This window comes from Nonomuraea sp. NPDC047897, assembly GCF_043204415.1.
In the GTDB taxonomy this organism is placed as follows: domain Bacteria; phylum Actinomycetota; class Actinomycetes; order Streptosporangiales; family Streptosporangiaceae; genus Nonomuraea.
Map to the genome: position 1 here is coordinate 61,110 of NZ_JBIDCC010000007.1, position 24,748 is coordinate 85,857.

The following is a 24,748-nucleotide window of genomic DNA, read 5'->3' on the forward strand; positions in this document are numbered from 1 at the left end:
TCTGGTTCCCGTCCGCGTCCTTCCCGTCCGCGTCTGCAAGGAGACCGCACATGTCGGAGATCGACCCACGTGGCGACGACCTCACCTACGAGGAGGGGGAGCTGCCGATCGAGGTCCCCGAGGGTGACGCCGCCGAGCAGCAGCGGCAGACCCGCGAGGACGACCAGCGGCGCTCGCGGACCTCCCTCCCCCTGGAGGCCGATCCCGCCGACGCCGCCGACCAGGACCGCGTGGTCGACCTGGATGACGACGACTACCGGTGAGGTGCGCTGACCTGCCCGTAAGATGTGCGCACCAGGCGCACTGAGAGACCCATGGGAGACCGCGTGACCACAACCCCGGACGCCAAGCCCCGGGGCACCCGGCTGCCCCGACTCGCCCGCCGCAGGCAGTTGCTGAGCGCGGCCCAGGAAGTGTTCGTCGAGAACGGCTACCACGCGGCGGCCATGGACGAGATCGCCGACCGGGCGGGCGTCAGCAAACCGGTGCTCTACCAGCACTTCCCCGGCAAGCTGGAGCTCTACCTCGCGCTGCTCGACCTCCATGTCGACGACATGGTCAACCGTTGCCGCGAGGCCCTCGCGTCCACCAGCGAGAACAAGCTGCGCGTGCAGGCGACGTTCAGCGCGTTCTTCGACTTCGTCTCGACCCAGGGCGAGGCGTTCCGCCTCGTCTTCGAGTCCGACCTGCGCAACGTCGCGCCCGTGCGGCAGCGGGTGGAGCGGTCCCTGCAGGAGTGCGCCGAGATGGTCAGCGCGGTGATCCAGGAGGACACCGGCTGCACCAGCGACGAGGCCCACCTGCTCGGGGTCGGCCTGGTCGGCATGGCCGAGGTGAGCGCCCGCTACTGGGTGACCACCCACGGCTCGATCCCCAAGGACGCCGCCGAGCAACTCATGGCCCGGCTCGCCTGGCGCGGCATCAGCGGTTTTCCGCGTACGGCGTAACCCGTTCGCTGCTCGCGATCAGTTGCCCTTTCCCACCGTCCGGGGGCGACGATGGGACAGAGCCAGCCCCCATCGAGCGACGGCTCGTCATGGCCGCGTCACAGGCACGAAAGGGAGCACGATGGAAGTCAAGATCGGTGTTCGGTCCGTTCACCGCGAGCTCGTCGTCGAGACCGAGATGTCGTCCGAGCAGGTGGAAGAGGAGATCCGCAACGCCCTGGCCGCCGATCGGGGCGTGTTCTCCATCACCGACGTGAAGGGCAGGCGCGTGCTCGTGCCGGTCGCCTCGCTCGGGTTCGTGGAGATCGGTGAGGACGAGGCGCGGCCGGTCGGCTTCGGCGGCACCCTCTGACGTTCGCGGCGTGAGGGGCGCGGCGACCGCCGCCCCCTCCCGCCGCCCTCTCGGGGTGGTGGGCGCCGGTCAGAGGCCGAGAGCCACCATCCGCTTGTTGTGCTCCTCCGTCAGCCGGGCGAACATCCGCGAGACCTCCGCCTGGTCGTCCGCTCCCGCCTGCACGAGCAGCCGGGCCAGCTCCGGCCGGGCCGCGGCGACCCGCTGCCCCTGGCTCAGCGCCTCGCCGACGAGCCGCCGCGCCCACAGCGCCAGCCGCCCCGAAGCCGCCGGGTCCGCCTTGACCGCGGCCCGCACCCGTTCCACCGCGAACTGAGAGCGGCCCTCGTCGGCCGACACGACGTCCACCAGCTCCGCCATCGGCGGGTCGAGCCGCCGGGCCGCCTCCCGGTAGAAGTCGAACGCGATGCCCTCCCCCACGTATGCCTTGACCAGGGCCTCCAGCCAGTCGGACGGCGCGGTCTGGGCGTGCCAGGCGTCCAGCGGCTCCACGAACGGCGCCATGGCCCGCTCCGGGTCGGCACCCAGCTCGGCGAGCTGGTCGCGCAGCAGGCGGAAGTGCCCGTACTCGGCCACCGCCAGCTCGCTGAGCGCGGCCCGGTCGGCAAGTGAGGGGGCCAGCGCCGCGGCGTCGTCCGTCAGCCGGGCGAAGGCGCTGAGCTCGGCGTAGGCCAGCACGCCGAGCAGGTCGAGCACGCCAGGAGAGTCCTTCATGGAAGGCAGCGTACTTCGCGGAAATCTACGGGAACATCCAGAAGCTCGGCCAGCGTTGTGGTATCGAGTACACTGCTCTGTGAAAGTGCGACCGCCCTGTGTTATTCCGGGGGTTTTCCCCGATAACCCCCCGCTTCCCCGGGTCTGCGGTCGCTGATGACACGAGAGGGCTGGCTCTACCGCGAGGACCCTGACACGGGGATGGTTTTCCGCCCGTCCGGTCCCGGCAGGCCCGCCTTCATTTGAGACTGAGGCAGGCCACGCTGACGACTTTCCGAGACCTCGGAGTCATACCAGAGATCGCCGATGCCCTCGAGACCGAGGGCATCACCACACCGTTCCCGATCCAGGAGATGGCCCTGCCGCTCGCGCTGAGCGGCCAGGACCTGATCGGGCAGGCCCGCACGGGCACCGGTAAGACCTACGCGTTCGGCATCGCGATGCTCCAGAGCATCGGCAAGCCGCGCAAGAACCGCAAGAAGCCGCGCGGCCTCGTCGTCGTGCCCACCCGCGAGTTGGCCACACAGGTCAGCGAGGACCTGGTGACCGCCGCCGGCAAGCTCGGCTCGCGGGTGCTGACCGTCTACGGCGGGCGGGCGTACGAGCCGCAGATCGAGGCGCTCAAGGCCGGGGTCGACGTGATCGTCGGCACCCCCGGCCGCCTGCTCGACCTGGTCAAGCAGAAGCACCTCGACCTGAGCCAGGTCGTCTCGCTGGTGCTCGACGAAGCCGACCGGATGCTCGACCTGGGCTTCCTGCCCGACATCGAGCGGATCTTCAAGCTGATCCCCGAGCAGCGTCAGACCATGCTCTTCTCGGCCACCATGCCGGGCGAGATCGTGGGGCTGTCGCGCAAGTACCTCAACCGTCCCACGCACGTGCGGGCCGAGCACGACAGCGGCGAAGGAGAGACCACTCCGCAGGTGCGCCAGATCGTCTGGCGGGCCCACCGGATGGACAAGATCGAGATCGTGGCCCGGCTGCTGCAGGCCGAAGGCCGCGGGCTGACCATGGTCTTCTGCGAGACCAAGCGCGCCTGCGACATGGTGGCCGAGCAGCTCGACACCCGCGGCTTCGCCGTCGCGGCGGTCCACGGCGACCTGGGCCAGGGCCAGCGCGAGCAGGCGCTGCGCGCCTTCCGCAACGGCAAGATCGACGTGCTGGTCGCCACCGACGTGGCGGCCCGGGGCATCGACATCGACGACGTCACCCACGTGGTCAACTACGACTGCCCCACCGACGACAAGACCTACGTGCACCGCATCGGCCGCACCGGCCGGGCCGGGCGCACGGGCATCTCGGTCACGTTCGTCGAGTGGGAGGAGCTGACCCGCTGGAAGATGATCAACCAGATGCTGGGCCTCGACTTCGCCGAGCCGGAGGAGACCTACTCCACCTCGCCGCACGTCTACACCGAGCTGAACATCCCCGAAGGCACCAAGGGCGTCCTGCCGCACGCCGCCCGGTCGCGGGCGGGGCTGTCGGCGGAGCGCATCGAGGACCTGGGCGAGACCGGCAGGTCACGCGTGCGGGGCCGTCGGCGTGACGAGCGGGAGGAGCGGGCGGAGCGGGAGGAGCGTCCCGCGCGCACGCCGCGCCAGCGCCGCCGCACCCGTGGCGGCAAGCTCACGCAGGAGGGCGCCGCGCCCGTGGAGACGCCGGAGGTCGAGCCCGTGGACAGCCATTCGCGCCCGAACGAGGAGACACCCGCGATCATCAGCACCGACGAGGTGGCCAAGGCCACCACCGAGCCCCGCCGCCGCACCCGGCGGTCCGCCGTCCAGGACACGCCCGTCGCCCAGGACACGCCCGTGGCCGCGCAGAGGGCCGAGCTGGTCACCGAGCCGGCCGCCCAGCCCGCCCAGCCCGCCCAGCCCGCCCAGTCCGCTCAGCCCGCGACGGAGCAGGTCGCCGAGCGGCCCGCGGCGGGCGGCGTTCCGGAGCCGAGCTTCCTGTCCACTCCGCCGCCGCCGGCCCGCAGGGAGCCGGAGCGGATCATCCCGCCGAGCCCGTTCGCGGTGATCTTCCAGTCACCCGACCTGGCGACGGACGACGACGACATCGCCCCGTCCGCCGCCACCGAGCGCAAGCAGCAGCGCCGCCAGGCGCGCGGCGCCGGCGGCAACCGCCGTCGCGCCGGCTGACGCCCGGCGATCTTGCGGAAGGGGGGCCCCCCCCGGGGGGGGGCCCCCCTTCCGGATTTCCGGGACGCTCAGGACCGGGACAGAGCACGGCGCATCACGGGACGGGTCGGGGTGCGGCGGGAGATCTCCGTGAACCCCGCCTCCTCGAACAGCGACCGCCATCCGTGGTACAGCTCGTCCGCGGGCAGGCGGCGCCCGGTGTCCGCGGGATAGCCCTCGACGGCCGTCGCGCCGTGCCCCGCCGCGTACCCGACCGCCTCCTCCAGCAGGGCGGCGGCCACGCCCCGGCCGCGGCCTTCACGGGTCACGTAGAAGCAGGTCACCGCCCATACTCCGGTCTCGGTGCGGTCCGCCGGCCTGGTGACGGGCGAGCGCAGCACCCGCGGATACTCCTCGCGCGGCGCCACGGCGCACCAGCCCAGGGGCGTCCCGCCGGCGTACGCGAGCAGGCCGGGCGCGGGCCCGGGAGCCTCGACGAGCGAACGGAGCCGGTCCCGGCGGTCGCCCGCGGGGAGCGCCTCGAACTCCGGGCCGGGCACCCGGAACCACAGGCACCAGCAACCGGAGCAGGCACCGTTGGGGCCGAACACGGCGGTCACGTCATCCCACGAGGTGGCGGGCCGAATCGTCAGTTCGCGCATATGTCACAACTCCCCTGAATCGCACCGGCGTACCGAGTTCGCCGGTGTCGAGCCGCTGACCTCGGGGTATTGTTGCCCCACGTGAGCACGCCGCGATTCCTGACCCTGCCACCTGGCGTCGCACCTCAGAAGATCGAGACGCCCCAGGGCACCTTCGCGGCCCTGGAGGCGCTCCCGGGGAGCGGCGTGGTGGAGCGCTGGCCCGCGCTGCTGGTGCCGGGCCTGACCGGCAGCAAAGAAGACTTCATCGCCATCCTGCAGACCCTGGCCCAGTCCGGCCGCCGGGTGCTCGCGGTCGACCTGCGCGGCCAGTACGAGACGCCCGGCCCCGACGACCCCGGCGCCTACACCTGCGCGGCGCTGGGCGCCGACATCGACCTGCTGGCCCACCTGATGGGCGGTGACGATCCCGTCCACCTGGTCGGCCATTCCTTCGGCGGGCTGGTCGCCCGCGAGGCGGTCGTCGACGGGCGCACGAGGTTCGCGTCGTTCACGCTGATGGGGTCGGGCCCCGCCGCGATCGTCGGCACGCGGGCGCAGCACAGCCGCACTCTCATGAAGGAGGTGCCCGAGCTGGGGCTGGAAGAGGTCTGGCACTCCAGGTTCGAGCCCGATGCGCTCAACGCGGGGGTGCCCGACGACATCCTGGCGTTCCTGCGCAAGCGGCTGCTCGCCAACTCCCCCGCGGCGCTGGCCTCCATGGCCGAGCAGGTCGTCACCATGCACGACCGCACCGACGAGCTGCGCCAGATCGAGGTGCCGACCCTCGTCCTGTACGGCGAGCACGACGACGGGTGGCCGCCCGAGACGCAGTCGGCGATGGCCGCGGCGCTGGGCGCGGACAGCGTCGTCGTGCCCGGAGCCGCCCACTCGCCCGCCGTGGAGGCGCCGGAGACGACCGCGGCCGCCCTCGTGACGTTCTGGAACGCGGCCGAGAGCCGTCTCCTGGACAGCAGGCCCGCCGGCCTGTGAACGCCTCCCACCAGGCCGGACGGCTAACCTCCGGGTAACCACCCACTTCGAAGTGCGTTCTTGTGGCACCTGCCGCCCCGGGTGAACAGTGTTCCGCATGACGACACAGCATGGACGAATCAGCATCCTCGGTCTGGGAGCCATGGGGCGCGCGCTCGCCGGCGCGCTCCTCGAAGCCGGTCACGAGGTGACGGTCTGGAACCGGACCCCTGGACGAGCGGGCGACCTCGTGGCGCGCGGTGCGCGGGAGGCGTCGAGCGTGATGGAGGCGATCGAGGCGGGCGACCTGACGGTCGTGTGCCTGCTGGACGACGCCAGCGTCCGCGAGACGCTCGCTCCGGTCGTGCCGAAACTGGCCGGCGGGACGCTCGTCAACCTCACCAGCGGCTCCGTACGGCAGGCGCGCGAGCTCGCCGGATGGTTCGAGGGGTACGGGGTCCGTTTCCTCTCCGGCGGGATCATGGCCGTCCCTTCGACAGTGGGGACGGAGGGGGCCTTCATCCTCTACAGCGGTCCGCGTGACGTGTTCGACCAGGTCGCCCCCGCGCTGGGCCCGCTCGGCCGCCCGCAGTGGGTGGGCGAGGACCCGGGCTTCGCGGCGCTGTACGACATGGCCGCGCTGAGCGGCATGTACGGCATGAGCGCCGGAGCGGCCCATGCCGTGGCCCTGGTGCACGCGGAAGGCGGCGACATGGAGGCGTTCAGGCACGAGGTGCTGGGGCCGTGGATGGAGCGGATGCTCCCGTTCATGGTGGCCGGCGCCGACGTGAGCGAAACCGTCCCCGAGGAGTACAACCCCGCGATGCAGGCGACCGGCCTGGAGAACATCCTGTCCGCCTCCGGGGAGGCGGGCGTGCCCGCGGAGCTGGCCGGACACCTGCGCACCTCGCTGTGGGGGATGCGGCGCGCCGTCCTCGCCGCCGGCTGAGCCCCGCGCCGGGCGTCTCAAGGGAGGGGCGGGGCGCGCCCGACTATGATGACGCGGGTGCGTAACCCGCCCTACGTCTGTGCCCTCGACGCCGCCATGGACGTCATCGGCGGCAAGTGGAAAGCGCTGATCCTCTGGGCCCTGGACCAGCGGCTCCATCGGTTCGGCGAGTTGCGCCGCAGCCTGCCCGGCATCAGCGAGAAGGTGCTCGCCCAGCAGCTCCGCGAGCTGGAGGCCGACGGGGTCGTCCGGCGGACCGTGTTCGAGGAGACGCCGCCCCGGGTCGAGTACGAGCTGACCGACGAAGGCGTCGCGCTATACGCCGCGCTCGGCGCCCTGGGGGAATGGAGCGCCCGCCGCATGCACCAGCTCGGTATCGTCCCCACCCACGGCGAGGGATGAACCGGCCGGGTGGCAGGCGTCCCCTACCCCGGCGCGTGGCCGGGGTAGGGGTCACTCGGCCAGAGCGTCCCAGGGGCGGCGTTCGGGGGCGGCGGTGCGGCCCTCGGGGCAGTGGCGGCGGAAGTCGCACCACGAGCAGACGGGACCCGGGTTGGGGGCGAAGATCTCGTCGAGCTCCGGTGGCGGGGCGGCGGGCGGGGCCATGAGGTCGCGGTAGCGCTCGTCGGCCGCGGCCGCCTCCGTCGCCACCTCCTCGGCCCGCCGCAGGTGGCGCCCCAGCGACTCGTCGGTGTGCCGCCACTCGACGATCTCACCGGTGGGCAGGTGGTGCAGCTCCACCGCGTGGCACGGGGTGCGCATCATCCGGGACGCGGCGATCGCGTAGACGGCCAGCGCGAGTGACGAGCGCGCGTCGTCCTGGGTGAGCGGCCGGCGGCCGGTCTTGTAGTCGACCACCACCAGCTCGTCGCCCCGCCGGTCGAGCCGGTCGATGCGGCCCGAGACCGCGATGACCTTGGTGCGGGTGGCGACCGTGCGCTCCACGCCCACCGGGTCGTCGGACGGGTCGAGCGTGCCGGTGTAGCCGGTCACGTAGTCGCGGGCCCGGGCGAGCCACTGCGCCGACTGCTCGGCGTCCCGGAACCCCTCGGTGATCCAGCCGTTGGTGAGCAGGACGGCCGCCGTGAGCGGGGTGCGACGCTCGTACGGCTCGCGCCACCACGCCGCCAGCGCGTTGTGCACGCTCGCGCCCACGCTGTTGTGCGCCCAGGCCGGCCCCTTGGCGGGCTGGGGCCGGTCGAGGTAGGTGAACCGGTAGCGGCGCCGGCAGTCGAGCCAGGAGTTCAACCGCGACGGCGTGCACGAGTAGAGCCGCCGCGGCATCCCGTCCAGGGGGAGCTGGTCGTACACCTAGACGTCGCCCGGCGTGATCCTGATCCCCGCGGCGCTGGTGCCGTCGGTGAGCGGACCGCCGGCCTGCGCGTCACCCTCGCCCGGCTTGCGGGTCAGCGAGCCGGAGACCCAGTCGTCGAAGTGCGGCTCCAGGTCGCCGATCGTGACCTCGTCACCGTGGGCGGGCAGCACCCGCGTCTCGCCGGGCAGCGTGAACAGCCGCCCGCCGATCGAGGTGAGCTGGTCGGGCAGGGCGGGGTAGTCGCCGCCGAGCTTGCCCGGCCCGTCGGCCTGCAGGGACTTGCCGGTGAACACCGCCCCGAGCGCCTCGCAGTAGAGCGAGACGCCGCCGGGCGAGATGCCGGGCGTCTCCAGGACGTCGAGCTGGACGTCGGCGACGCCGAAGATGCCGTCGTCCTCCATCTCGATGTCGGGCCAGGTCTCCGCCCAGGTCTCGCGCCACAGGGGCTTGTCCTTGGGGTGCAGGGCGATCACCGACTCGTCCCTGGCGGCCACCTCGATGGCCGCGCCGACGTGGTCGGGCAGGCCGTGCGTGCAGATGACGGCGAGCACCTCACGCTCGCCCACCTGCTCAAGGATCTTGTCGGCGTCGCGCGCCGGGTCGATGACGATCACTTCGTCGTCGTCGCCCACGATCCAGGTGTTGTTCTCGGCCTTGTGCTCGGTGCCGTCGATGTCGACGACGCCCTCGGTCACCACTCGCTCGATACGCGCTGTCACGCTTCCGAACTCTAGTCCGTTCGGCTCGCAGTGCGAATCCGTCACGCCCGAGTCGCGCGCCGATCCCGCCGGGATTCGCCCGCCCTCCGGCACCGGTCGCCGGGTCCGCGCCCGTGGGCGAGCGGAACACTAGCCGCCGAGACGCGGCGAGAAGGCGCCGAACGGCAGGTCGAGGTCGTGGTCACGCAGGTCGAGCAGGGCCAGCTCGCTCAGCGCGACGAGGCAGCCCGCCTCGGCCGGCCAGACGATCGTCCACAGCCAGTTGCCGAGTGCCTCACCCGCGTAAACGGCCCGGTCGTCCGGTCCGCCGACGCACCACAGCGGCGTCGGGTGGCCCAGCACCTCGATCTTGGCGTTCGGCGGGCCCGCGTCGAACCCCTCACCCGGGTCCGGCCCGCTCAGCCCGGCGAGCGCCGCCCCGAGCCCCACCCCGGGCTCCTCGGCGACGATGAGCACGTCGGCCGGCCCGTGGCTGATGGAGGGCCCGCAGAGCGCGACGACGCTGGCCCGGTCTCCGGTGCGCTCGTCGCCCACCTCGCCGAAGCCCGTCACCAGCCAGCCCGCCGGCAGCGGCCAGGGCAGCCAGACGGGGACCACCGAGTTCTTGCGGAGCGTCTCGACGGCCGCGAGGGAGGGCGGGCGGGGCGGCTGGAACGGCAGGACGTCGCCGTGCGCGTCGCACCGCCACGCGCTCGACCAAGCGTTGGGCCCGTGGAGGGAGGCGAAGCATCGCGGGCAGGTTGGAGGCGCCTTCACAGCTACCCACGGTGCGTCTTCCGGCGGCGTGCCGTCAAGGCCGCATTCCGTCAGCTCCTCGTTATGTTGGTCAGGTGCGCGTAAATTGTGTGGGCGCGGTGATCACGGACGGGGCGGGCCGGCTGCTGCTCGTCCGGCGCGGGCACGCTCCCGACGCGGGCCTGTGGTCGGTGCCCGGTGGACGGGTGGAGGCCGGCGAGACGGACGCCGCAGCGCTGGAACGCGAGGTGCTGGAGGAGACGGGCCTGCGCGTCGCGCCGGGCGCGCTCGCGGGCACGGTCGAGCGGCCGGGGCCGGGCGGGGTGACGTACGTGATCCGCGACTATCTCGCCTCCGTGACGGGCGGCGAGATGGTCGCGGGGGACGACGCGGCCGAGGTGCGCTGGTGCTCCCGGCACGACCTCGCCGGGCTCCGCCTGGTGGCCGGGCTGGCCGAGGTCCTGGCGGAGTGGGAGGTGTGGCCGTGAGCGGTCACCGGTCCGCGCTGAGCGTCGAGGTCCACAGGATGAGGTGGTCGGCGCTGTAGGTGGTGCTGCGGCCGAGCGCCACCACCTCCGAGCCGGCCACGGTGACCGCCGCCAGCCACTGCATGCCCGGCCCGCCCAGACGGTCCTCGGTCAGGTCCGTACGGTCCCAGGTCATGCCGTCGCGGGAGAGCCAGGCGGCGCTGTCGCCGTCGCCGGGCGTGCCGTGCCAGCCGACCGCCACCAGGCCCTGGGCGGCCGCCGCCAGGTCGTACACGGCCGCCGCCCGGTCGGCCGGGAGCCAGGTGGTTCGCCAGGTGACGCCCTCGTCCGCGGACACGGCCGCGAACACCCGCCGGGAGCCCTCGGACCGGGCCGTGCCGACGGCGACGAGCCGGTTCCGGTGGGCGACGACCTGCCGGAGCACCGCCTCGGAGGAGTCGGGCGGGCTGACGCGCTTGCGCGCCCGCCAGTTGAGGCCGTCCTGCGACACCCAGACCGCGCCGCCCGCCTCGTCCCCGGTGCTCGCTCCGCCCACGGCCACGTAGCCGCCGGGCGTGGCGGCCAGGTCGTGCACGCGGACGCCGGAAGCGCTCTGCGGCAGCTTCCTGGAGCGGGTGAATCTGCGCAGGTCGGGGGTGAACCACAGGGCCGCGCGGGCCGTGCCCGACGGGTCCCGTTCGTCGCCGGCCAGCACGTAGCCCTTCGGCCCGGCGGCGACGAGCCGGGCGTCGAGGTGCGGGTGGTCCTGGCGGCGGGACAGGTCGCCGGAGGCGGCGACGGGCGTCCAGGTGCGGCCGTCCTCGGAGGTGACCAGGAGCGGCTCGGTGACGCCGACGGCCGTCTGGGTGCCGCCGACCGCCAGCCAGCCGCGCCTGCCGTGGGCGACGTCCTCCAGGATCTGCTGGTGGGGGCCGCCGAGACTCATCGACGTCCAGTTCTGCCAGTTGAGGCTGGTCCAGATGCCGGCGTCGCCGGAGGCGGTGCCGACGGCCACGTACCTGCCGTCGTGGCCGGCCAGGCCGGTCGTCTGCCTGGCGATCCGCGACAGGCCCTCGACGTCGGCCAGCCGTACGAAGGAGGGGTCGCCGCGCGGTGGCGCGGCCATGAGGACGAGCTGGTTGTCGACGTCCGCCGCCGCCCGGTCGCCGCCCGCGAACAGGGTGCCGGACTCGGTGATGGCGAATCCGCGCAGCGTGGCGCCGGACAGGTCGCCGAGGTCGGCCCGTTTCGTCCAGGTGCGGCCGTCGGGGCTGGTCAGGACGGTGTATGTGCCGATGTCGGCCTGGCTGACCGCGGCGACGCCGCCGGCGTGGGTGATCACCGATTCGACGCCGGGGCTCTGGCCGGGCAGGCCGCGGAGGGAGCCGCAGTGCGACCACTGGGCGCCGTCCGGCGAGCAGTAGACGCGGACGTCGCCCTCGGGCGTGCGCTTGCGGAATGGCACCAGCACGAACTGGTCGCCCGCGGCGGCCAGTGACCCGGCGCGCGGCATCGCCTCGGGGAGCTGGAACCCGGTCGGCTGCCAGGTGCGGCCGCCGTCGGCGGACCGGACGACGTGCGAGCCGTCACCGTGCGCGGGCCGGGCGACGGCGACGACCGTGTCGCCCCGCGCCACGACGGCTTTCAGCTCACGCGCCGCCAGCCCGCGCGTGTCGACCCGCTGCCAGGAGCGGCCGTCGGCCGAGTGCCAGGCCACCGGGCCGGCGCTGCCGTCCTGCAGCCTGGCCTGACCCACGGCCGCGAAACCCGACCGCGTCCTCGCGATGTCGGCGATCACGTCGCCGGGCCGGAACGCCGCGAGCCCGTCCTGGCCCACGGCCGTCCAGCTGAAGCCGTCGCCGCTGGTCCACAGGCCGCGCTCGCCGCCCAGCTCGTCGCCGCCGCTGGCCAGCCAGAGCCCGTCGCCGCCGACGACGCGCCGCACGGTGGACGTGGTGGCGCCGGTGACCTGGCCGAGCTGCCAGGTCCTGCCGCTGTCGGGCGAGAACAGGAACAGCGGGCGGGGCGTGGGGATCGTCGTGTCGCTGCCCACGGCCACCACGACGCGGCCGGCCGAGGCCATGTCGTTGAGCTTCTGGTCGGAGCCGGCGCCGGCCGACGGGACCGTGAACAGGTCGTCGCCCGAACGGCCGGTGCCCGCCGCCAGGCGCAAACCCGCGACGCCCGGGTCGGTCCATCGCCAGACGAGCACGCCGGCGGCCACGACGAGGGCGAGGGTGAGCACGATGGCGACGGGCGCGGCCGGGTTGCGCCGCCCTCGCACGGGGCTGACCCGGCGCAGCGCCGCCGGTGCGGGGCCCCGGTGGTGTCGGCCGGCCGTTCCGGCGGGCCTGGCGGGCCCGGTGGCTACGAGCAGGTCGGGCCGGGTGGGCCGCCCGCCGGGCGGCCGTCCGACGCGCCGCACACCCGCCTCGCCCCCGATCCCGCCGCCATCGCCGCCGTGGTCCGGGTGGTCGTCATGATCGCCGTGGTCGCCGTGGTCCGGGTGGTCGGCGTGGTTCGGGTGGTCGGCGGGAAGGTGGTCGGGCGCCTCGGGCTCCGCCGCCACCGGCACGGGCAGCGGCATGCGGTACGGGGTCGTGGGCCTGTCGCGCTCGGGCGGCCCGGCCGCGTCACCGGCCGGCTGGGGGCCCGGCTGGTGGGGGCCCGGCTGGTGGGGGCCCGGCTGGTGGGGGCGGGGCGGCTGAGGGCGGGGCGGCCCGCTCGCGACAAGTTTGTCCGGGTTCACCGGCCGCCGGGGTCGGCGCGGCTGGTCGGCCGGAGCGGGATCGGCGGACGAGGTGTACGGTCTGCGTCCCTTGGGCGGCTCGGGCGGCGCGGGCAGCTCGTCCTCGGGGACGGGCGCGGAGAACGGCGGCATGCCCCAGGGGGAGGCCAGCGGCAGGCCTCTGGCCCGGTCGTCGCTGGGGCCTGGAGGGGTGTGCCTGATCCGCGGCTCGCCGTCGGAGCCGTACCGGTCTGTCCTGCTGTGTTCTGGTGTGTCGTGCGTTGAGGCGTTCGCGTCGTCCCGACGCGGATCTTCATCACCCGGCGGTCGCCGTGGTAGGTCGCTGGGGCCGGAGGCCACGCGGCGCACCTCCTAGTACGAGCTTGCGAGCATGTCGAGCCTGTCGAGTGAGTAGATCACCTCCACCGGTCCCTCGCCTCCCCCACAGCAACCAGACCAGCATGCCCGAGCCGGAATGGCGAGACCTCTCTAGCGAGATTTCCGGAACCTCGCGCCTGGTTCATGCAGAGACGGTGGCGATCGACCGTTTTCTGGCGAGATACAGTACGCCCACCGCGAAGACCGAAAGCTGTACCACCGTGCCCGCTAGCGACTGCCAGGGCACGTCCCCCTGCTCCAGGGCCTCCTCCAGCTTCCCGGCCGCCGCGCTGAGCCCGAACGCCACCGCGTTGTTGACCACGTGCAGCGCGATCGGCGCCTCCAGCCCTCCGGTGCGGATGGCCAGCCAGCCCATGAGCGCCCCGAAGCTGAACACGTCGATCAGCCCCACCCACGTGTAGCCGTGCAGCGAGGCGAACACCGCGGACCCGATCAGAATCCCCCACACCGGGTTGCGCAGGTGCGCGCCGAACGCCTGCAGCAGCCACCCTCGGAAGACGTACTCCTCGGCGGCCGCCTGGAACGGCACCAGGAGCACGATCACCGCGAGGGCGGGCAGCAGCGCCTCCCACCCGGCCCAGCCGAACAGCTCGGAGACGTCTCCGCCGGTCACCGCCAGCATCGCGATCTGCGCGCCCTGCCCGAGGGCCAGCGCGAGCACCGCCACCCCGGCGCACTGCGCCAGCCACGACCAGCGCAGCCGGCCGGCGACCGACGACAGGGTGCCCGGTCTGCGCTGCTGGACCAGCGCCGCAGTGCCGAACACCAGAGGCAGCACCAGCGCGATCGACAGCAGCAGCACCACCATCGCGAACACCGGGTCGCCGAAGATCTGGGCGGAGGCGCCGGGCTGCATCGGGATGCCGGCCAGTCCGGCGATGACCGCGCCCACGACGACCACGACGACGCCCACCGTCAGGAATCCGGCGGCCACGATCAGCGTGCCGACGACCTGGCGCCACAGGCGGGCCCCGGAGGTTCTGGCGAGCTGGTCGTAGCGGGCGCCGGACGGTGTGGGCAGGAACCAGGACGGCGGCTGCGGCGGCAGGTAGGGGTACGGGTACGCCGGCGGTGCGGGCTGGTGGGGGCCGAAGCCCGGTCCTTGGTTCTCCTGCATCTCTCCATTCTGGGCCGTCCGATGCGCAATAGTTCACAGACGGCAGGCCGATTCAGGCGGATGCTCAGGGGGTCAGCCCGTCGACCCCTGGGAGCGGATCCAATGTCAAGGCTGGGACCTATCGTCACTCTGACGGCCGGCGCTGTGCTCGCCGCCGGGCTGGGTGTCGCCAGCGTCACCTCGGCGCCGGCGGCGAACCCGACCGCGGCCGCGGAGACCGCCGCCGCGAACGAGACCGACGACACCACCGACACCACCGAGCCCGACGCCACGGGCGGCGACGGCGCCGAGGCCACCGCGCCCGAGGCCACCGTGCCCGCGGCCACGCCGTCCCCGACCGCCGAGTCCGGCACGCCGGCAGCCGCCGACACCAGGCTCGACTACGCCGGCCGCGTGCCGGGCAACGGCGGCCTCATCGCGATCTCCGTCCGTGGCGGCAAGGCCATCGGCTACTTCTGCGACGGCAGGACCGAGGCGTGGTTGAAGGGCGACGCCACGGGCGGCGAGGTCGGCCTGGAGGGCTTCGGCGACGCCGCGGCCGGCGCGACGCTGGGCGGCGGCAAGGCCACGGGCTGGCTGAAGCTCGGCGGCAGGAAGTGGAACTTCACGGCGGCCACCGTCAAGAAGCCGTCCGGCCTGTACCGGGCGACCGCGCAGATCAGGGGCGCCCGGCTGCGCGCCGGCTGGATCGTGCTGAGGCGGCCCGAGGGCGGCTTCACCCAGGTCGGCGCGGCCGTCCTGGACGAGACGCAGGTACGGGTGCCCGAACTGGACGGCGACCGGCCCACCGCCCCCGTGGCCGTGGACGGCGCCACCCTCTATCCCAAGGACGTCGACGGTTTCATCCAGGAGATGCGATGACCGCCCTCATGCACGAACCCTCCCGCACCCGGTTCGCCGCGTTGCTCGTCCCGCTGCTCGCCGGCGGCCTGGTGATGGTCGCGCTCGGCGTGTACGGGCGGGCGCACACGCCCACGGGTTTCGCGGTCGGCCCGGCGGGCTTCTCCGCCGCCCTGCCGATGAAGTCGTGGCTGACGACGGGCGCGTTCGTGCTCGCGTTCGTCCAGGTGGCCTCCGCCCTGTCGATGTGGGGCCGGCTCAGCGTCTCTGTCCCGCCCTGGGTGCACCGCTGGTCGGGCCGGCTCGCCTTCGTGCTCACCATTCCCGTGGCGTTCCACTGCCTGTACGCCCTGGGTCTGCAGTACGACGTGCCTCGGGTGCTCGCCCACTCGCTGCTCGGCTGCTTCTTCTACGGGGTGTTCACGGCGAAGATGCTGGCCCTGCCCAAGCGGGACGCGCCGGGCTGGACGCTGCCGGTGCTCGGCGGCCTGGCGTTCACCGCCCTGGTCGGGCTCTGGCTGACCTCGTCGTTCTGGTTCTTCACCACGATCGGGGTGAAGTTCTAGCCTTCCGGGCTGAACGTCGACATGCGCCTCAGCCCCGCGGCGCGGCCCTTGGCTGCCACGACGAGCGCCATCTTCCGCGACGCCTCGTCGATCATCTCGTCGCCCAGCATGACCGCGCCGCGCCGTTCCACCGTCGTGGAGTACGCGTAGGCGTCCAGGATGAGCTCGGCGTGGTCGTAGTCCTCCTGGCTGGGCGAGAACACCTCGTTGGCCGCCTCGACCTGCGCCGGGTGGAGCACCCACTTGCCGTCGAAGCCGAGCGCGGCGGCCCGCCTGGCCACCCGGGTGAACCCCTCGACGTCCTTGATCTGGAGGTAGGGCCCGTCGATCACCTGTAGGTCGTGCATCCGGGCGGCCATGAGCAGCCGCATGAGGATGTAGTGGTAGGCGTCGCCCTCGGTGTAGCCGGGCGGTTGCTCCCCCACGACCATCGTGCGCATGTTGACCGAGGCCATGAAGTCGGCGGGCCCGAACACGAGCGTCTCCAGCCGTGGTGACGAGCCGGCGATGGTGTCGACGTTGACCAGTCCGCGGGCGTTCTCGATCTGCGCCTCGATCCCGATGCGGCCGACCTCGAAGCCCATCGTCTTCTCGATCTGGGTGAGCAGGGTGTCGAGCCAGACGATCTCGGTGCTGTCCTGCACCTTGGGCAGCATGAGGCAGTCGAGCCGGTCGCCCGCCTGCTCCACGACCTCGATCACGTCGCGGTACGTCCACTGCGTCGTCAGGTCGTTGACCCGGACCACGCGCGTCTTGCCGGTCCAGTCGCCCTCGCGCAGCGCGGCCACCACGTTGGCCCGGGCTTCCTGCTTGGCCAGCGGCGCGACGGAGTCCTCCAGGTCGAGGAAGACCTCGTCGACCGGCAGGGTCTGGGCCTTCGCCAGGAATCGGGGGTTGCTGCCGGGCACCGCGAGGACCGAACGACGTGAACGCATGCGCACACGCTAGACCATGGCCTCCCCAGCGCCCATCCAAGGGATTCCGGCCGTTCTCGGCGACCTCGTGTCGTACACGAACCGGCATCTGGATGATGTCATCATCCAGATTGTTCTATCATCCGAATCATGACGCTCCCCGAGATCCGCCTCACCGACCTGGACGTGATCCGCGACCCGTTCACCGCCTACGGGCGCGCCCGCGAGCTTTCGCCGCTGGCGCGGGTCGTCGTGCCGGGGATGAGCCCGATGTGGGCGCTGACGCGGCACGAGGACGCGCGGGCCATGCTGGGCGACCCCAGGTTCGTGATCACCTCCGACAGCTTCATGCGCCCCGACGTGCCCGCGGACTGCCTGCCGTACCTGCGCACCATGTCGGAGATGGACGGGCCCGAGCACCTGCGGCTGCGCCGGCTGGTGGCGCCCGCGTTCGCCGCTCGCCGCGCCGGCGCGTTCCGAAAGGTGGTCGAGCCGATCGTCGGGCGGCTCCTCGACGCGTTGCCCGGCCATGCCGAGGACGGCGTGGTGGACCTGCTGGAGCACGTGGCCAAGCCGCTGCCGATGGAGGTCGTCTGCGAGTTGGTCGGCGTGCCCGAGCCCGACAGGCCACGCTGGCGTGAGTACGGCGCCCTGATCGTGGCCGGCGCCGGCCCGGCCTTCGGCGCGGCCATCCCCGACATCATCGAGGGAGCCAAGGAGGCGGTCGCGCGCCGCCGCCGCGAACCGGCCGACGACCTGTTGTCCGACCTCATCCGGGTCCGCGACGAGGACGGCGACCGGCTCGGCGACACCGAGCTGGTCACGCTGGTCTGGCATCTCGTCCTCGCGGGCCAGACGCCCGCCAACCTCGTCGCCAACGCCGTGGACGTCCTGCTTGCCCATCCGGACGCGCTCGCCGCGTTGCACGCGGACCCGGCGCTCATGCCGGGAGCGGTGGAGGAACTGATCCGCTGGTGCGGCCCCAACCTGCTGACGATCCCCCGTTACGCGCGCGAGGACGTCGACCTGTACGGGCACCCGGTGCGCAAGGGGGAGACGGTCACGGTGTCGCTCGCGGCCGTCAACCGCGACCCCCGCGCCTTCGCCGACCCCGACAGGTTCGACATCACGCGGGAGCCGGCGCCGGTGGGCCATCTGGGGTTCGCCCACGGCCCGCACTTCTGCCTGGGCGCGTCGCTGGCCCGCGTCCAGACGGAGGTCGCGCTCGCGGCCCTGCTGCGCCGGTTCCCGGGTCTCGCGCCCGCCGTCCCGGGCGCGGCGCGCGCCCCCGACCCCGGCACCTGGCGGCTGCTCTCGCTGCCCGTCGCCCTCTGAGGTCGCGGCGGTTACAGTCGAGCCGTGAGCGACACACGCGCGGCCGTCGAGGAGGGCGCCAAGAAGTCCGGCGTCCTCTGGGTCACCCTCGACCGCCCTCGCCTGGCGTGGCACGCCTGGCACGACGGAGCCGTCCACCTGGTGACCGGTGGCGAGGAGCAGGACCTGCCCGGCCTCGCCGCGCTCGACACGGTGCGCGTCACCCTGCGCAGCAAGGACAACGGCGCCCGGCTGGTGGAGTTCGAGGCGCGCGTCGGCGTCGTGGACCAGGCCGCCGAGCCGGAGGTGGTCGCGGTGCTGGCCAAGGAGCGGCTCAATGCCCGCGACAGCGAGCACCTGGCCGAGCGCTGGGCCCGCGAGTGCACCGTGATCCGGCTGACGCCGCTGACACCCTGACGGCACGCACCGGGGCGAGACCGTCAGGAGGACACGGCCACCGGCTCCGGCTCGGTCGCCGCGGCGGCCCGGGGGCGTGCCGCGGCGGTCTGCGCGAGCAGCGCGCCCGACAGCACCAGCAGGCCGCCGAGGATCTGGAACCCGCCGAGCGTCTCCCCCAGGAGCGCCCACGCGACCACCGCACCGCCGATGACCTCCAGCGACGCCACCGTCGCGCCGACCGCCGCCGACAGGCGCCGCACCGCGTTGACGCCCAGGATGTACGCCGTCACGGTCGCGATCAGCACCATCCACAGGTACGCCCCCGCGACCGGCAGCGTGACCCCGCCCTGCGGCGTGGCGGAGACGGCGAACGCCTCCCAGGGGATGTTCCACGGCCTGGCGAACGGGGCGAGCACCACGGCGGCCCCGAGCATGCCCCAGGCGATGAGGCCCAGGGGGTCCACGTCGTCCCCGAAACTATCGCTCATCAGGAAATATCCGGCGCAGCACGCCCCGGCGGCCAGCCCGAGCAGCAGCCCGACGGCATCCAGCCGCAGCCCCTGCCAGGCTTCCACGACGATGCCGAGCCCCACGACCGCCACCACCGCGCCGACGAAGGCCGCCCGCGCCAGCCGCACCTTGCGCACGAACCGCACCCAGACGACCACCATCACCGGGGCCATGAACTCCAGCAGCAGCGCGATGCCCACCGGCAGCCGCGTGATCGCCACGAAGTAGAGGGCCTGCACCCCGGCCACCGCGACGACCGCGTACATCCCGAAGAACGGCAGCCGCGAGCGCGGGATGCGCAGCGCCTTCGGCCTGGCCACGAGCAGGACGGCCAGGAGCAGCAGCCCCGCGCCCGCCATCCGCGCCCACACCGCCTCGATAGGGGCGAGCCCGGCGGCGATGAGGTACTTGGCCATGGGCCCGGAGAACGCGAAACACCACGCGGAGACGAAGGCGATCGCCAGGCCCGTATATCGCATCACAACACCACCCGTAATTACCGTCAGAGATATTTGATACTGACATGAGGGGCGTACCAGGCGCAATGCCGCATGGCTGTTAGCCTGCAAAGATGAAGATCTTCGTGGCCCGCCTGGCCGGGACCTCGGTCTTCGATCCCGCGGGCGACCCGATCGGCCGCATCCGGGACGTCGTGGCCGGCCTGCGCGGCACCCGGCCGCCCAGCGTGCACGGCATGGTCGTCGAGGTCCAGCCGCGCCGCCGGGTGTTCCTGCCCATGACCCGCGTACGCGGCATCGAGGCGGGCGCGGTGGTGTTCACCGGAAAGCTCAACGTGCGCCGGTTCGTCAAGCGCGCCAGCGAGACGCTCGTCATCGGCGAGATGCTGGACCTCACCGTGACCGTCGACGGCGAGCCAATGACCGTCTACGACGTGGCGATGGAGGAGACCAAGCCGTCGGTCTGGGAGATCACCAAGGTCGCCGCCTACCGGGGCAGGCGGCGGCGCGAGCCGAGAATCGCCGCCTGGGACGAGGTGTCGGGGTTCGACGTGCTGCAGAAGGACCAGGGCGCGGCCGGGCTGATCGCGGCGTTCGAGTCGATGCGGCCCGCCGACATGGCCAGCGCCCTGCACGAACTGCCCGGCAAGCGCCGCGTCGAGATCGCCCGCGCCCTCGACGACGACCGGCTCGCCGACGTGCTGGAGGAGCTGCCGCCGCGCGACCAGATCGGCATCCTCGGCACCCTCGAACCCGAACGGGCCGCCGACGTGCTGGAGGAGATGGGCCCCGACGACGCCGCCGACCTGCTGCACGACCTCCCCGAGGAACAGGCCAGCCAACTGCTGGCCCTGATGGAGCCCCAGGAGGCCGCGCCCGTGCGGCGACTGCTCTCCTACCCGACCGACACGGCCGGCGGCATGATGACCACCGAGCCGGTGATCCTCCCGCCGAGCGCCACGGTGGCCGAGGCGCTCGCGCACATCCGGCACAAGGACCTCACGCCGGCCGTCGCCGCGCAGGTGTACGTCACCCGGCCGCCCAACGAGACGCCGACCGGGCCGTACCTCGGCGTGACCCACTTCCAGCGCCTGCTGCGCGACCCGCCCTCGACGCTGCTCGGGGCGGTGCTCGACCCGTCCATCGACCCGATCAGACCCGACTTCACGCTGCCCGACGTCGCCTTCTACCTGGCCAGCTACAACCTGGTGGCGGCGCCCGTCATCGACGAGCTGGGCCGCCTCGTCGGCGCCGTCACCGTGGACGACGTGCTCGACCACATGCTGCCGGCGGACTGGCGCGAAAGGGCGCACCCGTGACCACCGAGCGCCTCGACCAACCGCGCGACCTGCGCCGGACCCTGCGCCCGCACTACGACCGCGAGGCGTTCGGCCGCCTGTCGGAGCGCATCGCGCGCTTCCTCGGCACCGCCAGGTTCATCGTCTACATGACGGTGTTCGTGGCGGTCTGGGTGACCTGGAACGTCGCGGCCCCAGGCTCGCTGGCGTTCGACCCGTACCCGTTCATCTTCCTCACCCTCATGCTGTCGCTGCAGGCCTCGTACGCGGCGCCGCTCATCCTGCTCGCGCAGAACAGGCAGGCCGACCGCGACCGCGTCCAGTACGAGCAGGACCGCGAGCGCGCCGAGCGCGACCAGGCCGAGATCGAGTATCTGACCCGCGAGATCGCCGGGCTGCGGATGGCGCTCAGCGAGGTGGCCACCCGCGACTACCTGCGCACCGAGCTCCAGCGGCTGCTGGACGAGCTCAGGGAGCGGCCCTGACGTCGAGCCTGGCGAGCAGGTCGCCGATCCGGCCCAGCTCGCCGGGATCGAGCCTCCTCGACGCTGAGGCCCTCGTCGCCCGGAAGAGACACGGAGTAACCTGAGAACGTTGCGCGGACACCTGAAAGCACGGATTAACCCCGTCGCTTCCCTGGTTCATACCATGGAGGGGCATCCTCGCCGACGTGTCGCGCCGGTCACCCACAGACGACTAAGGAGGGACGGCACTCCCTTCGTGCCGATACTTCGATGGCACCAACCCAGCAGCAGGTGACGGCCGCCCTCGCCACCGTCATCGATCCCGAGATCCGCCGCCCGATCACCGATCTCGGCATGGTCAAGAGCGTCGACATCGCGCCGGACGGCCTGGTGCGCGTAGGCGTCTACCTGACGGTGGCCGGTTGTCCGATGAAGGACACCATCCGCCGCGACGTCGTCGCCGCGGTCTCCAAGCTCGACGGTGTCACGAGCGTCGAGCTGGAGCTCGACGTCATGAGCACCGAGCAGCGTAAGGAGCTGCAGACCAAGCTCCGCGGCGACCGGGGCCCGGAGAAGGAGATCCCGTTCAACCAGCCCGGGTCGCTGACCCGCGTCTTCGCGGTGGCCAGCGGCAAGGGCGGAGTCGGCAAGTCGTCGGTCACGGTCAACCTGGCCGCCGCCATGGCCGCGAACGGTCTCAAGGTCGGCATCGTCGACGCCGACATCTACGGCCACAGCGTTCCTCGGATGCTCGGCGCCGCCGAACGCCCCACCAAGGTCGAGGACATGATCATGCCGCCGGTGGCGCATGACATCAAGGTCATCTCGGTCGGCATGTTCAAGCCCGAGGGCAACACGGCCGTGGTCTGGCGCGGGCCCATGCTCGACCGCGCGCTGCACCAGTTCCTCGCCGACGTCTACTGGGGCGACCTCGACGTCTTGCTGCTCGACCTGCCGCCCGGCACCGGCGACATCGCCATCTCCGTGGCCCAGCGCCTGCCGTCGGCCGAGCTCCTCGTCGTCACCACGCCGCAGATGGCCGCCGCCGAGGTGGCCGAGCGGGCCGGTTCGATCGCGGCGCAGACGCACCAGCAGATCGCGGGCGTCATCGAGAACATGGCCTGGCTCCCCTGCCCGCACTGCGACGAGCGCATCGCGGTGTTCGGCGAGGGCGGCGGCCAGACCGTGGCCGACGCGCTCACCCGCACCCTCGGCTCGCGCGTGCCGCTGCTCGGTCAGGTGCCGCTCGACCTGCGGCTGCGCGAGGGCGGCGACGAGGGCAAGCCGCTCGTCCTGACCGACCCCGACTCCCCCGCGGCGGCCGAGCTGCGCTCGATCGCGGCCACCCTCGGCAAGCGGGCGTCCAGCCTGAAGGGCATGCAGCTCGGGCTGGCCCCCAACCGCCGGTAGCCGACGACGAGAAGCGGGGGGGGGGGGGGGGGGGGGCCGCCGCCCGCCCCCCCCCCCCCCCCCCCCCCCCCCCCCCCCCCCCCCCCCCCCCCCCCCCCCCCCCCCCCCCCCCCCCCCCCCCCCCCCCCCCGCTTCTCATGTTCGGGCGGGCCGGTCTCAGGTGGCCTCGGCGTCGGGGCGGGCCGGTCTCAGGTGGCCTCGGCGTCGTACGGCGGGAGCTCGCCGTAGCCCAGCTCGTCCACGAGCTCCTGGACGGGCGGCGCGGTGACGGGGTCGAGCTCGCGCGGCTTGCCGTTCCAGTCGTCCTCGAGGTCGTCCAGGAGGTGCTTGCGGACGAAGTGGCGCGGGTTGAGGTCGGCGGGGTCGAAGTTGGACAGCTCCGGGGGCAGCCCGGCACGCAGGTCGTCACGCGCGTTGTTGGCCATCCGGCGCAGGTTGCGCAACGTCCTGCCCGCCTGCGCGGCCGCCTCGGGCAGCTTCTCCGGCCCGAAGACGAGCAGCGCGATGACGATCAGCGCCCCGATCTCCAGCCAGCCCAGTCCGAACACCGTGAGCTCCTACCGCAGTCCATTGCTCCGAGGACAACCCCGGCGTATCCCAGACTAAAGGCTCCAGGGGGCTGGTCGGTCGTCCACGTCGGACAACAACGTACCAACCACCCGCCTCCGCGGCCCGAGCGCATCAGGCGTGACCCGCCCGCCGCAGGGGCGGGCGGCACGGCCGTTCGGGATCAGGACGGGGTCGGCGCCGGGGTGTCGTCGGCCATCACGGTCAGGGTCGCCGAGCGCTCCTGACCGGCCCGCTCGTACCTGAGGTTGATCTTGGCGCCCGGCGCCTTGCTGCGGATCAGCGCGATGAGCTCGTTGCCGTCCTGCAGCCGCAGCCCGTCGATCTCCAGGATGACGTCGCCCGGCTTCAGGCCGGCCTTGGCGGCGGGGCCGTTGGCGTCGATCGGCTGGCGGCCCTCGGCGGGCTCGGAGGCGATGCGGACGCCCTGACCCTTGTAGTTGCGGTCGAGCACGATGCCGATCTTGGGGCGCTTGGCCTTGCCGTCGGTGACGAGCTCCTGCGCGACACGTCGCGCCTGGTTGACCGGGATGGCGAAGCCGAGGCCGATGCTGCCGCTCTGGCTGTTGAGCGACCGGCTCAGCGTGGCGATGGCGGAGTTGACCCCGACGACCTCGCCCTTGCCGTTGACCAGCGGGCCGCCGGAGTTGCCCGGGTTGATGGCGGCGTCGGTCTGGATGGCGCTGATGTAGGCGGGCTCCTCGGACGTGCCGCCCTCGTCGCCGGCGATGACCGGGCGGTTGAGCGAGCTGACGATGCCCGTCGTGACCGTGCCGGACAGGCCCAGCGGCGAGCCGACCGCGATGACGGGGTCGCCGACGACGACCTGGTCGGAGTTGCCGAGGGTGATCTCCGGAGTGCCGAACGTCTCCTCCGGCTTGACCACGGCCAGGTCGGAGCCCGGGTCGCGGCCGACGATCCGGCCCGTGGTGGTCTTGCGGTTGTGGAACTGGATGCGGATCTCGCCGCCCCTGGCGGCCATCGCGACCACGTGGTTGTTGGTGACCACGTAGCCGTCCTTGATCAGGAAGCCGGAGCCGGTCGCGCCGTCGGCGCTCGTGCCGTTGCCGACCTCCAGGGACACCACGCTCGGCAGCACGCGGGCGGCGACGCCCGCCACCGAGTCGGGCGCCCGGTTGCTGGTGCCGTTGGGCGGCGGCCCGAGACTGTAGGACGGGTTGGTGCCGTCGGACGACCTGGTGAGCAGGTAGGTGCCGACGCTGCCGAACAGGGAGGCGGCGAGCGCGATGACGACGGCCAGCACGATCAGCAGGCCGGTGCCGGGGCCGCGCCGCGCCGCGACCGCCTGGCCGGCGGGCGGACCGGCCGGCGGCGGGGCCCACCCGGGGCCCATCCCGAACGCGTTGCGCGGTGGCGGGATGTCGCCCCCGTAGGACGATGACGGGATGTCGCCTCCGTAGGGCGATGGCGGGATGTCGCCGCCGTAGGGCGGCGCGCCGGGCGAGCTGCCGAAGAACGGGCTGTCGTAGGCGCGGGTGTCGCCGCCGGCCGGCGCGTCACCGCTCGGCGGCACGCCGTACGGGGTGCTGTCGGGGCTGGCGAAGAACGGGCCGGCGGGCTGCTCGGCGCCCTGCGGCCCGGACGTGTCGCCGCCCCCCTGCCCGGGCTGGTCCTGCACGCCACCGCGGCCGAACTGCTGTGGAGGCCCCCCGTCATGACCGGGCTGGTCCGGGGCGTCGCCGGGCCCTGACCGGTCGCCGCGCTGAGCGTACGGTGCCGGGCCGGCGTGCTGGGCCCGGTCGGCATGATCAGCATGATCAGCATGGTGAGCATGGTCGCCGTGGACCGACGCGTCACCGGGACGCCCCG

The 24,748-nt window shown here is 73.0% G+C and carries 26 protein-coding genes; 15 read left to right on the plus strand and 11 right to left on the minus strand.

Annotation, left to right across the window (positions count from 1 at the left end; all coding sequences use genetic code 11):
* Positions 1-50 precede the first annotated feature (50 nt).
* The 3 genes from ACGF0J_RS17150 (at position 51) to ACGF0J_RS17160 (ending at position 1,299) form a co-directional block, all read left to right on the plus strand.
* A complete protein-coding gene (locus ACGF0J_RS17150) occupies positions 51-263 on the plus strand; it encodes a hypothetical protein (protein ID WP_393146710.1) in 213 nt (70 codons plus the stop codon).
* Between the two features lie 63 nt (positions 264-326).
* Positions 327-947 carry a TetR/AcrR family transcriptional regulator gene (locus tag ACGF0J_RS17155; RefSeq protein ID WP_393146712.1) on the plus strand — a complete coding sequence of 207 codons (621 nt, stop codon included), beginning with the start codon at positions 327-329 and terminating at the stop codon, positions 945-947.
* A gap of 121 nt (positions 948-1,068) precedes the next feature.
* Complete coding sequence (locus ACGF0J_RS17160) at positions 1,069-1,299, plus strand: DUF3107 domain-containing protein (protein ID WP_393146714.1); 231 nt, start codon at positions 1,069-1,071, stop codon at positions 1,297-1,299.
* Between the two features lie 69 nt (positions 1,300-1,368).
* Here ACGF0J_RS17160 and ACGF0J_RS17165 read toward each other — a convergent pair whose 3' ends face one another.
* The gene (locus tag ACGF0J_RS17165) at positions 1,369-2,013 is read right to left on the minus strand and encodes a ferritin-like fold-containing protein (RefSeq protein WP_393146716.1); all 645 of its coding nucleotides are present in this window, start codon (positions 2,011-2,013) and stop codon (positions 1,369-1,371) included.
* 353 nt (positions 2,014-2,366) lie between these two features.
* Here ACGF0J_RS17165 and ACGF0J_RS17170 point away from each other — a divergent pair, with 353 nt between their 5' ends.
* Entirely contained in the window at positions 2,367-4,157 is a 1,791-nt protein-coding gene (locus ACGF0J_RS17170) for a DEAD/DEAH box helicase (RefSeq protein WP_393146718.1), read from the plus strand.
* Positions 4,158-4,225: 68 nt separating this feature from the next.
* Here the strand turns inward: ACGF0J_RS17170 and ACGF0J_RS17175 are convergent, their stop codons facing one another.
* Entirely contained in the window at positions 4,226-4,798 is a 573-nt protein-coding gene (locus ACGF0J_RS17175; RefSeq protein ID WP_393146720.1) for a GNAT family N-acetyltransferase, read from the minus strand.
* Between the two features lie 81 nt (positions 4,799-4,879).
* On the opposite strand from ACGF0J_RS17175, the gene ACGF0J_RS17180 reads away from it, so the two are divergent.
* From ACGF0J_RS17180 to ACGF0J_RS17190, 3 genes are all read left to right on the plus strand, one after another.
* On the plus strand, positions 4,880-5,770 hold the full coding sequence (locus tag ACGF0J_RS17180) for an alpha/beta fold hydrolase (RefSeq protein WP_393146722.1): 891 nt from the start codon (positions 4,880-4,882) through the stop codon (positions 5,768-5,770).
* Between the two features lie 97 nt (positions 5,771-5,867).
* Entirely contained in the window at positions 5,868-6,698 is an 831-nt protein-coding gene (locus tag ACGF0J_RS17185; protein ID WP_393146724.1) for an NAD(P)-dependent oxidoreductase, read from the plus strand.
* Between the two features lie 48 nt (positions 6,699-6,746).
* Positions 6,747-7,100, plus strand: a complete 354-nt coding sequence (locus ACGF0J_RS17190) for a winged helix-turn-helix transcriptional regulator (protein ID WP_393147319.1) — start codon at positions 6,747-6,749, stop codon at positions 7,098-7,100.
* A 51-nt stretch (positions 7,101-7,151) separates the two neighbouring features.
* On the opposite strand, the gene ACGF0J_RS17195 is transcribed toward ACGF0J_RS17190, so the two are convergent.
* The 3 genes from ACGF0J_RS17195 to ACGF0J_RS17205 form a co-directional block, all read right to left on the minus strand.
* Positions 7,152-7,982, minus strand: coding sequence for a RecB family exonuclease (locus ACGF0J_RS17195; protein ID WP_393147321.1), 831 nt, complete (start codon positions 7,980-7,982; stop codon positions 7,152-7,154).
* A gap of 27 nt (positions 7,983-8,009) precedes the next feature.
* On the minus strand, positions 8,010-8,732 hold the full coding sequence (locus tag ACGF0J_RS17200; RefSeq protein WP_393146726.1) for an MBL fold metallo-hydrolase: 723 nt from the start codon (positions 8,730-8,732) through the stop codon (positions 8,010-8,012).
* Positions 8,733-8,861: 129 nt separating this feature from the next.
* Positions 8,862-9,488 (minus strand): DUF6758 family protein, encoded by a 627-nt coding sequence (locus ACGF0J_RS17205; protein WP_393146728.1) that lies wholly within the window; start codon positions 9,486-9,488, stop codon positions 8,862-8,864.
* A 74-nt stretch (positions 9,489-9,562) separates the two neighbouring features.
* Here ACGF0J_RS17205 and ACGF0J_RS17210 point away from each other — a divergent pair, with 74 nt between their 5' ends.
* Positions 9,563-9,955, plus strand: a complete 393-nt coding sequence (locus ACGF0J_RS17210; RefSeq protein WP_393146730.1) for an NUDIX hydrolase — start codon at positions 9,563-9,565, stop codon at positions 9,953-9,955.
* Positions 9,956-9,959: 4 nt separating this feature from the next.
* On the opposite strand, the gene ACGF0J_RS17215 is transcribed toward ACGF0J_RS17210, so the two are convergent.
* Positions 9,960-12,815, minus strand: coding sequence for a hypothetical protein (locus tag ACGF0J_RS17215; protein ID WP_393146732.1), 2,856 nt, complete (start codon positions 12,813-12,815; stop codon positions 9,960-9,962).
* 367 nt (positions 12,816-13,182) lie between these two features.
* Positions 13,183-14,178 (minus strand): CPBP family intramembrane glutamic endopeptidase, encoded by a 996-nt coding sequence (locus tag ACGF0J_RS17220; RefSeq protein WP_393146735.1) that lies wholly within the window; start codon positions 14,176-14,178, stop codon positions 13,183-13,185.
* Positions 14,179-14,280: 102 nt separating this feature from the next.
* Between ACGF0J_RS17220 and ACGF0J_RS17225 the strand changes: the two genes are divergently transcribed.
* Both ACGF0J_RS17225 and ACGF0J_RS17230 read left to right on the plus strand, forming a co-directional pair.
* Positions 14,281-15,039, plus strand: coding sequence for a hypothetical protein (locus ACGF0J_RS17225; protein ID WP_393146737.1), 759 nt, complete (start codon positions 14,281-14,283; stop codon positions 15,037-15,039).
* Complete coding sequence (locus ACGF0J_RS17230) at positions 15,036-15,584, plus strand: DUF6529 family protein (RefSeq protein ID WP_393146739.1); 549 nt, start codon at positions 15,036-15,038, stop codon at positions 15,582-15,584. Before ACGF0J_RS17225 ends, ACGF0J_RS17230 begins: the two co-directional genes overlap by 4 nt.
* Here ACGF0J_RS17230 and ACGF0J_RS17235 read toward each other — a convergent pair.
* Positions 15,581-16,519 (minus strand): HpcH/HpaI aldolase/citrate lyase family protein, encoded by a 939-nt coding sequence (locus tag ACGF0J_RS17235; protein ID WP_393146741.1) that lies wholly within the window; start codon positions 16,517-16,519, stop codon positions 15,581-15,583. The genes ACGF0J_RS17230 and ACGF0J_RS17235 overlap by 4 nt on opposite strands.
* Positions 16,520-16,648: 129 nt before the next feature.
* Between ACGF0J_RS17235 and ACGF0J_RS17240 the strand changes: the two genes are divergently transcribed.
* Together ACGF0J_RS17240 and ACGF0J_RS17245 are read left to right on the plus strand one after the other, a co-directional pair.
* On the plus strand, positions 16,649-17,833 hold the full coding sequence (locus ACGF0J_RS17240; protein ID WP_393146743.1) for a cytochrome P450: 1,185 nt from the start codon (positions 16,649-16,651) through the stop codon (positions 17,831-17,833).
* A gap of 24 nt (positions 17,834-17,857) precedes the next feature.
* The gene (locus tag ACGF0J_RS17245; protein ID WP_393146745.1) at positions 17,858-18,229 is read left to right on the plus strand and encodes a hypothetical protein; all 372 of its coding nucleotides are present in this window, start codon (positions 17,858-17,860) and stop codon (positions 18,227-18,229) included.
* Between the two features lie 23 nt (positions 18,230-18,252).
* On the opposite strand, the gene ACGF0J_RS17250 is transcribed toward ACGF0J_RS17245, so the two are convergent.
* The gene (locus ACGF0J_RS17250; RefSeq protein ID WP_393146747.1) at positions 18,253-19,200 is read right to left on the minus strand and encodes a DMT family transporter; all 948 of its coding nucleotides are present in this window, start codon (positions 19,198-19,200) and stop codon (positions 18,253-18,255) included.
* Positions 19,201-19,292: 92 nt separating this feature from the next.
* On the opposite strand from ACGF0J_RS17250, the gene ACGF0J_RS17255 reads away from it, so the two are divergent.
* The 3 genes from ACGF0J_RS17255 to ACGF0J_RS17265 all read left to right on the plus strand — a co-directional run bounded on the left by ACGF0J_RS17255 (position 19,293) and on the right by ACGF0J_RS17265 (position 22,351).
* Positions 19,293-20,498, plus strand: coding sequence for a magnesium transporter MgtE N-terminal domain-containing protein (locus ACGF0J_RS17255; RefSeq protein WP_393146749.1), 1,206 nt, complete (start codon positions 19,293-19,295; stop codon positions 20,496-20,498).
* The gene (locus tag ACGF0J_RS17260; protein WP_393146751.1) at positions 20,495-20,962 is read left to right on the plus strand and encodes a DUF1003 domain-containing protein; all 468 of its coding nucleotides are present in this window, start codon (positions 20,495-20,497) and stop codon (positions 20,960-20,962) included. The genes ACGF0J_RS17255 and ACGF0J_RS17260 overlap by 4 nt, the downstream gene beginning before the upstream one ends.
* Positions 20,963-21,211: 249 nt before the next feature.
* Positions 21,212-22,351 (plus strand): Mrp/NBP35 family ATP-binding protein, encoded by a 1,140-nt coding sequence (locus ACGF0J_RS17265; RefSeq protein WP_393146753.1) that lies wholly within the window; start codon positions 21,212-21,214, stop codon positions 22,349-22,351.
* A gap of 188 nt (positions 22,352-22,539) precedes the next feature.
* Here the strand turns inward: ACGF0J_RS17265 and ACGF0J_RS17270 are convergent, their stop codons facing one another.
* Both ACGF0J_RS17270 and ACGF0J_RS17275 read right to left on the minus strand, forming a co-directional pair.
* The gene (locus ACGF0J_RS17270; RefSeq protein WP_393146755.1) at positions 22,540-22,899 is read right to left on the minus strand and encodes a sec-independent translocase; all 360 of its coding nucleotides are present in this window, start codon (positions 22,897-22,899) and stop codon (positions 22,540-22,542) included.
* A 182-nt stretch (positions 22,900-23,081) separates the two neighbouring features.
* Positions 23,082-24,557, minus strand: a complete 1,476-nt coding sequence (locus ACGF0J_RS17275) for a S1C family serine protease (RefSeq protein WP_393146757.1) — start codon at positions 24,555-24,557, stop codon at positions 23,082-23,084.
* Between the last annotated feature and the right edge of the window lie 191 nt (positions 24,558-24,748).

Bases quoted from the DNA above. Each gene is read 5' to 3' on its own strand.
- ACGF0J_RS17150 (WP_393146710.1), top strand. From the start codon at position 51: ATGTCGGAGATCGACCCACGTGGCGACGACCTCACCTACGAGGAGGGG.
- ACGF0J_RS17160 (WP_393146714.1), top strand. From the start codon at position 1,069: ATGGAAGTCAAGATCGGTGTTCGGTCCGTTCACCGCGAGCTCGTCGTC.
- ACGF0J_RS17165 (WP_393146716.1), bottom strand. From the start codon at position 2,013: ATGAAGGACTCTCCTGGCGTGCTCGACCTGCTCGGCGTGCTGGCCTAC.
- ACGF0J_RS17170 (WP_393146718.1), top strand. From the start codon at position 2,367: ATGGCCCTGCCGCTCGCGCTGAGCGGCCAGGACCTGATCGGGCAGGCC.
- ACGF0J_RS17175 (WP_393146720.1), bottom strand. From the start codon at position 4,798: ATGCGCGAACTGACGATTCGGCCCGCCACCTCGTGGGATGACGTGACC.
- ACGF0J_RS17185 (WP_393146724.1), top strand. From the start codon at position 5,868: ATGACGACACAGCATGGACGAATCAGCATCCTCGGTCTGGGAGCCATG.
- ACGF0J_RS17190 (WP_393147319.1), top strand. From the start codon at position 6,747: ATGACGCGGGTGCGTAACCCGCCCTACGTCTGTGCCCTCGACGCCGCC.
- ACGF0J_RS17195 (WP_393147321.1), bottom strand. From the start codon at position 7,982: ATGCCGCGGCGGCTCTACTCGTGCACGCCGTCGCGGTTGAACTCCTGG.
- ACGF0J_RS17215 (WP_393146732.1), bottom strand. From the start codon at position 12,815: ATGCCGCCGTTCTCCGCGCCCGTCCCCGAGGACGAGCTGCCCGCGCCG.
- ACGF0J_RS17220 (WP_393146735.1), bottom strand. From the start codon at position 14,178: ATGCAGGAGAACCAAGGACCGGGCTTCGGCCCCCACCAGCCCGCACCG.
- ACGF0J_RS17225 (WP_393146737.1), top strand. From the start codon at position 14,281: ATGTCAAGGCTGGGACCTATCGTCACTCTGACGGCCGGCGCTGTGCTC.
- ACGF0J_RS17230 (WP_393146739.1), top strand. From the start codon at position 15,036: ATGACCGCCCTCATGCACGAACCCTCCCGCACCCGGTTCGCCGCGTTG.
- ACGF0J_RS17235 (WP_393146741.1), bottom strand. From the start codon at position 16,519: ATGCGTTCACGTCGTTCGGTCCTCGCGGTGCCCGGCAGCAACCCCCGA.
- ACGF0J_RS17240 (WP_393146743.1), top strand. From the start codon at position 16,649: ATGACGCTCCCCGAGATCCGCCTCACCGACCTGGACGTGATCCGCGAC.
- ACGF0J_RS17250 (WP_393146747.1), bottom strand. From the start codon at position 19,200: ATGCGATATACGGGCCTGGCGATCGCCTTCGTCTCCGCGTGGTGTTTC.
- ACGF0J_RS17255 (WP_393146749.1), top strand. From the start codon at position 19,293: ATGAAGATCTTCGTGGCCCGCCTGGCCGGGACCTCGGTCTTCGATCCC.
- ACGF0J_RS17265 (WP_393146753.1), top strand. From the start codon at position 21,212: ATGGCACCAACCCAGCAGCAGGTGACGGCCGCCCTCGCCACCGTCATC.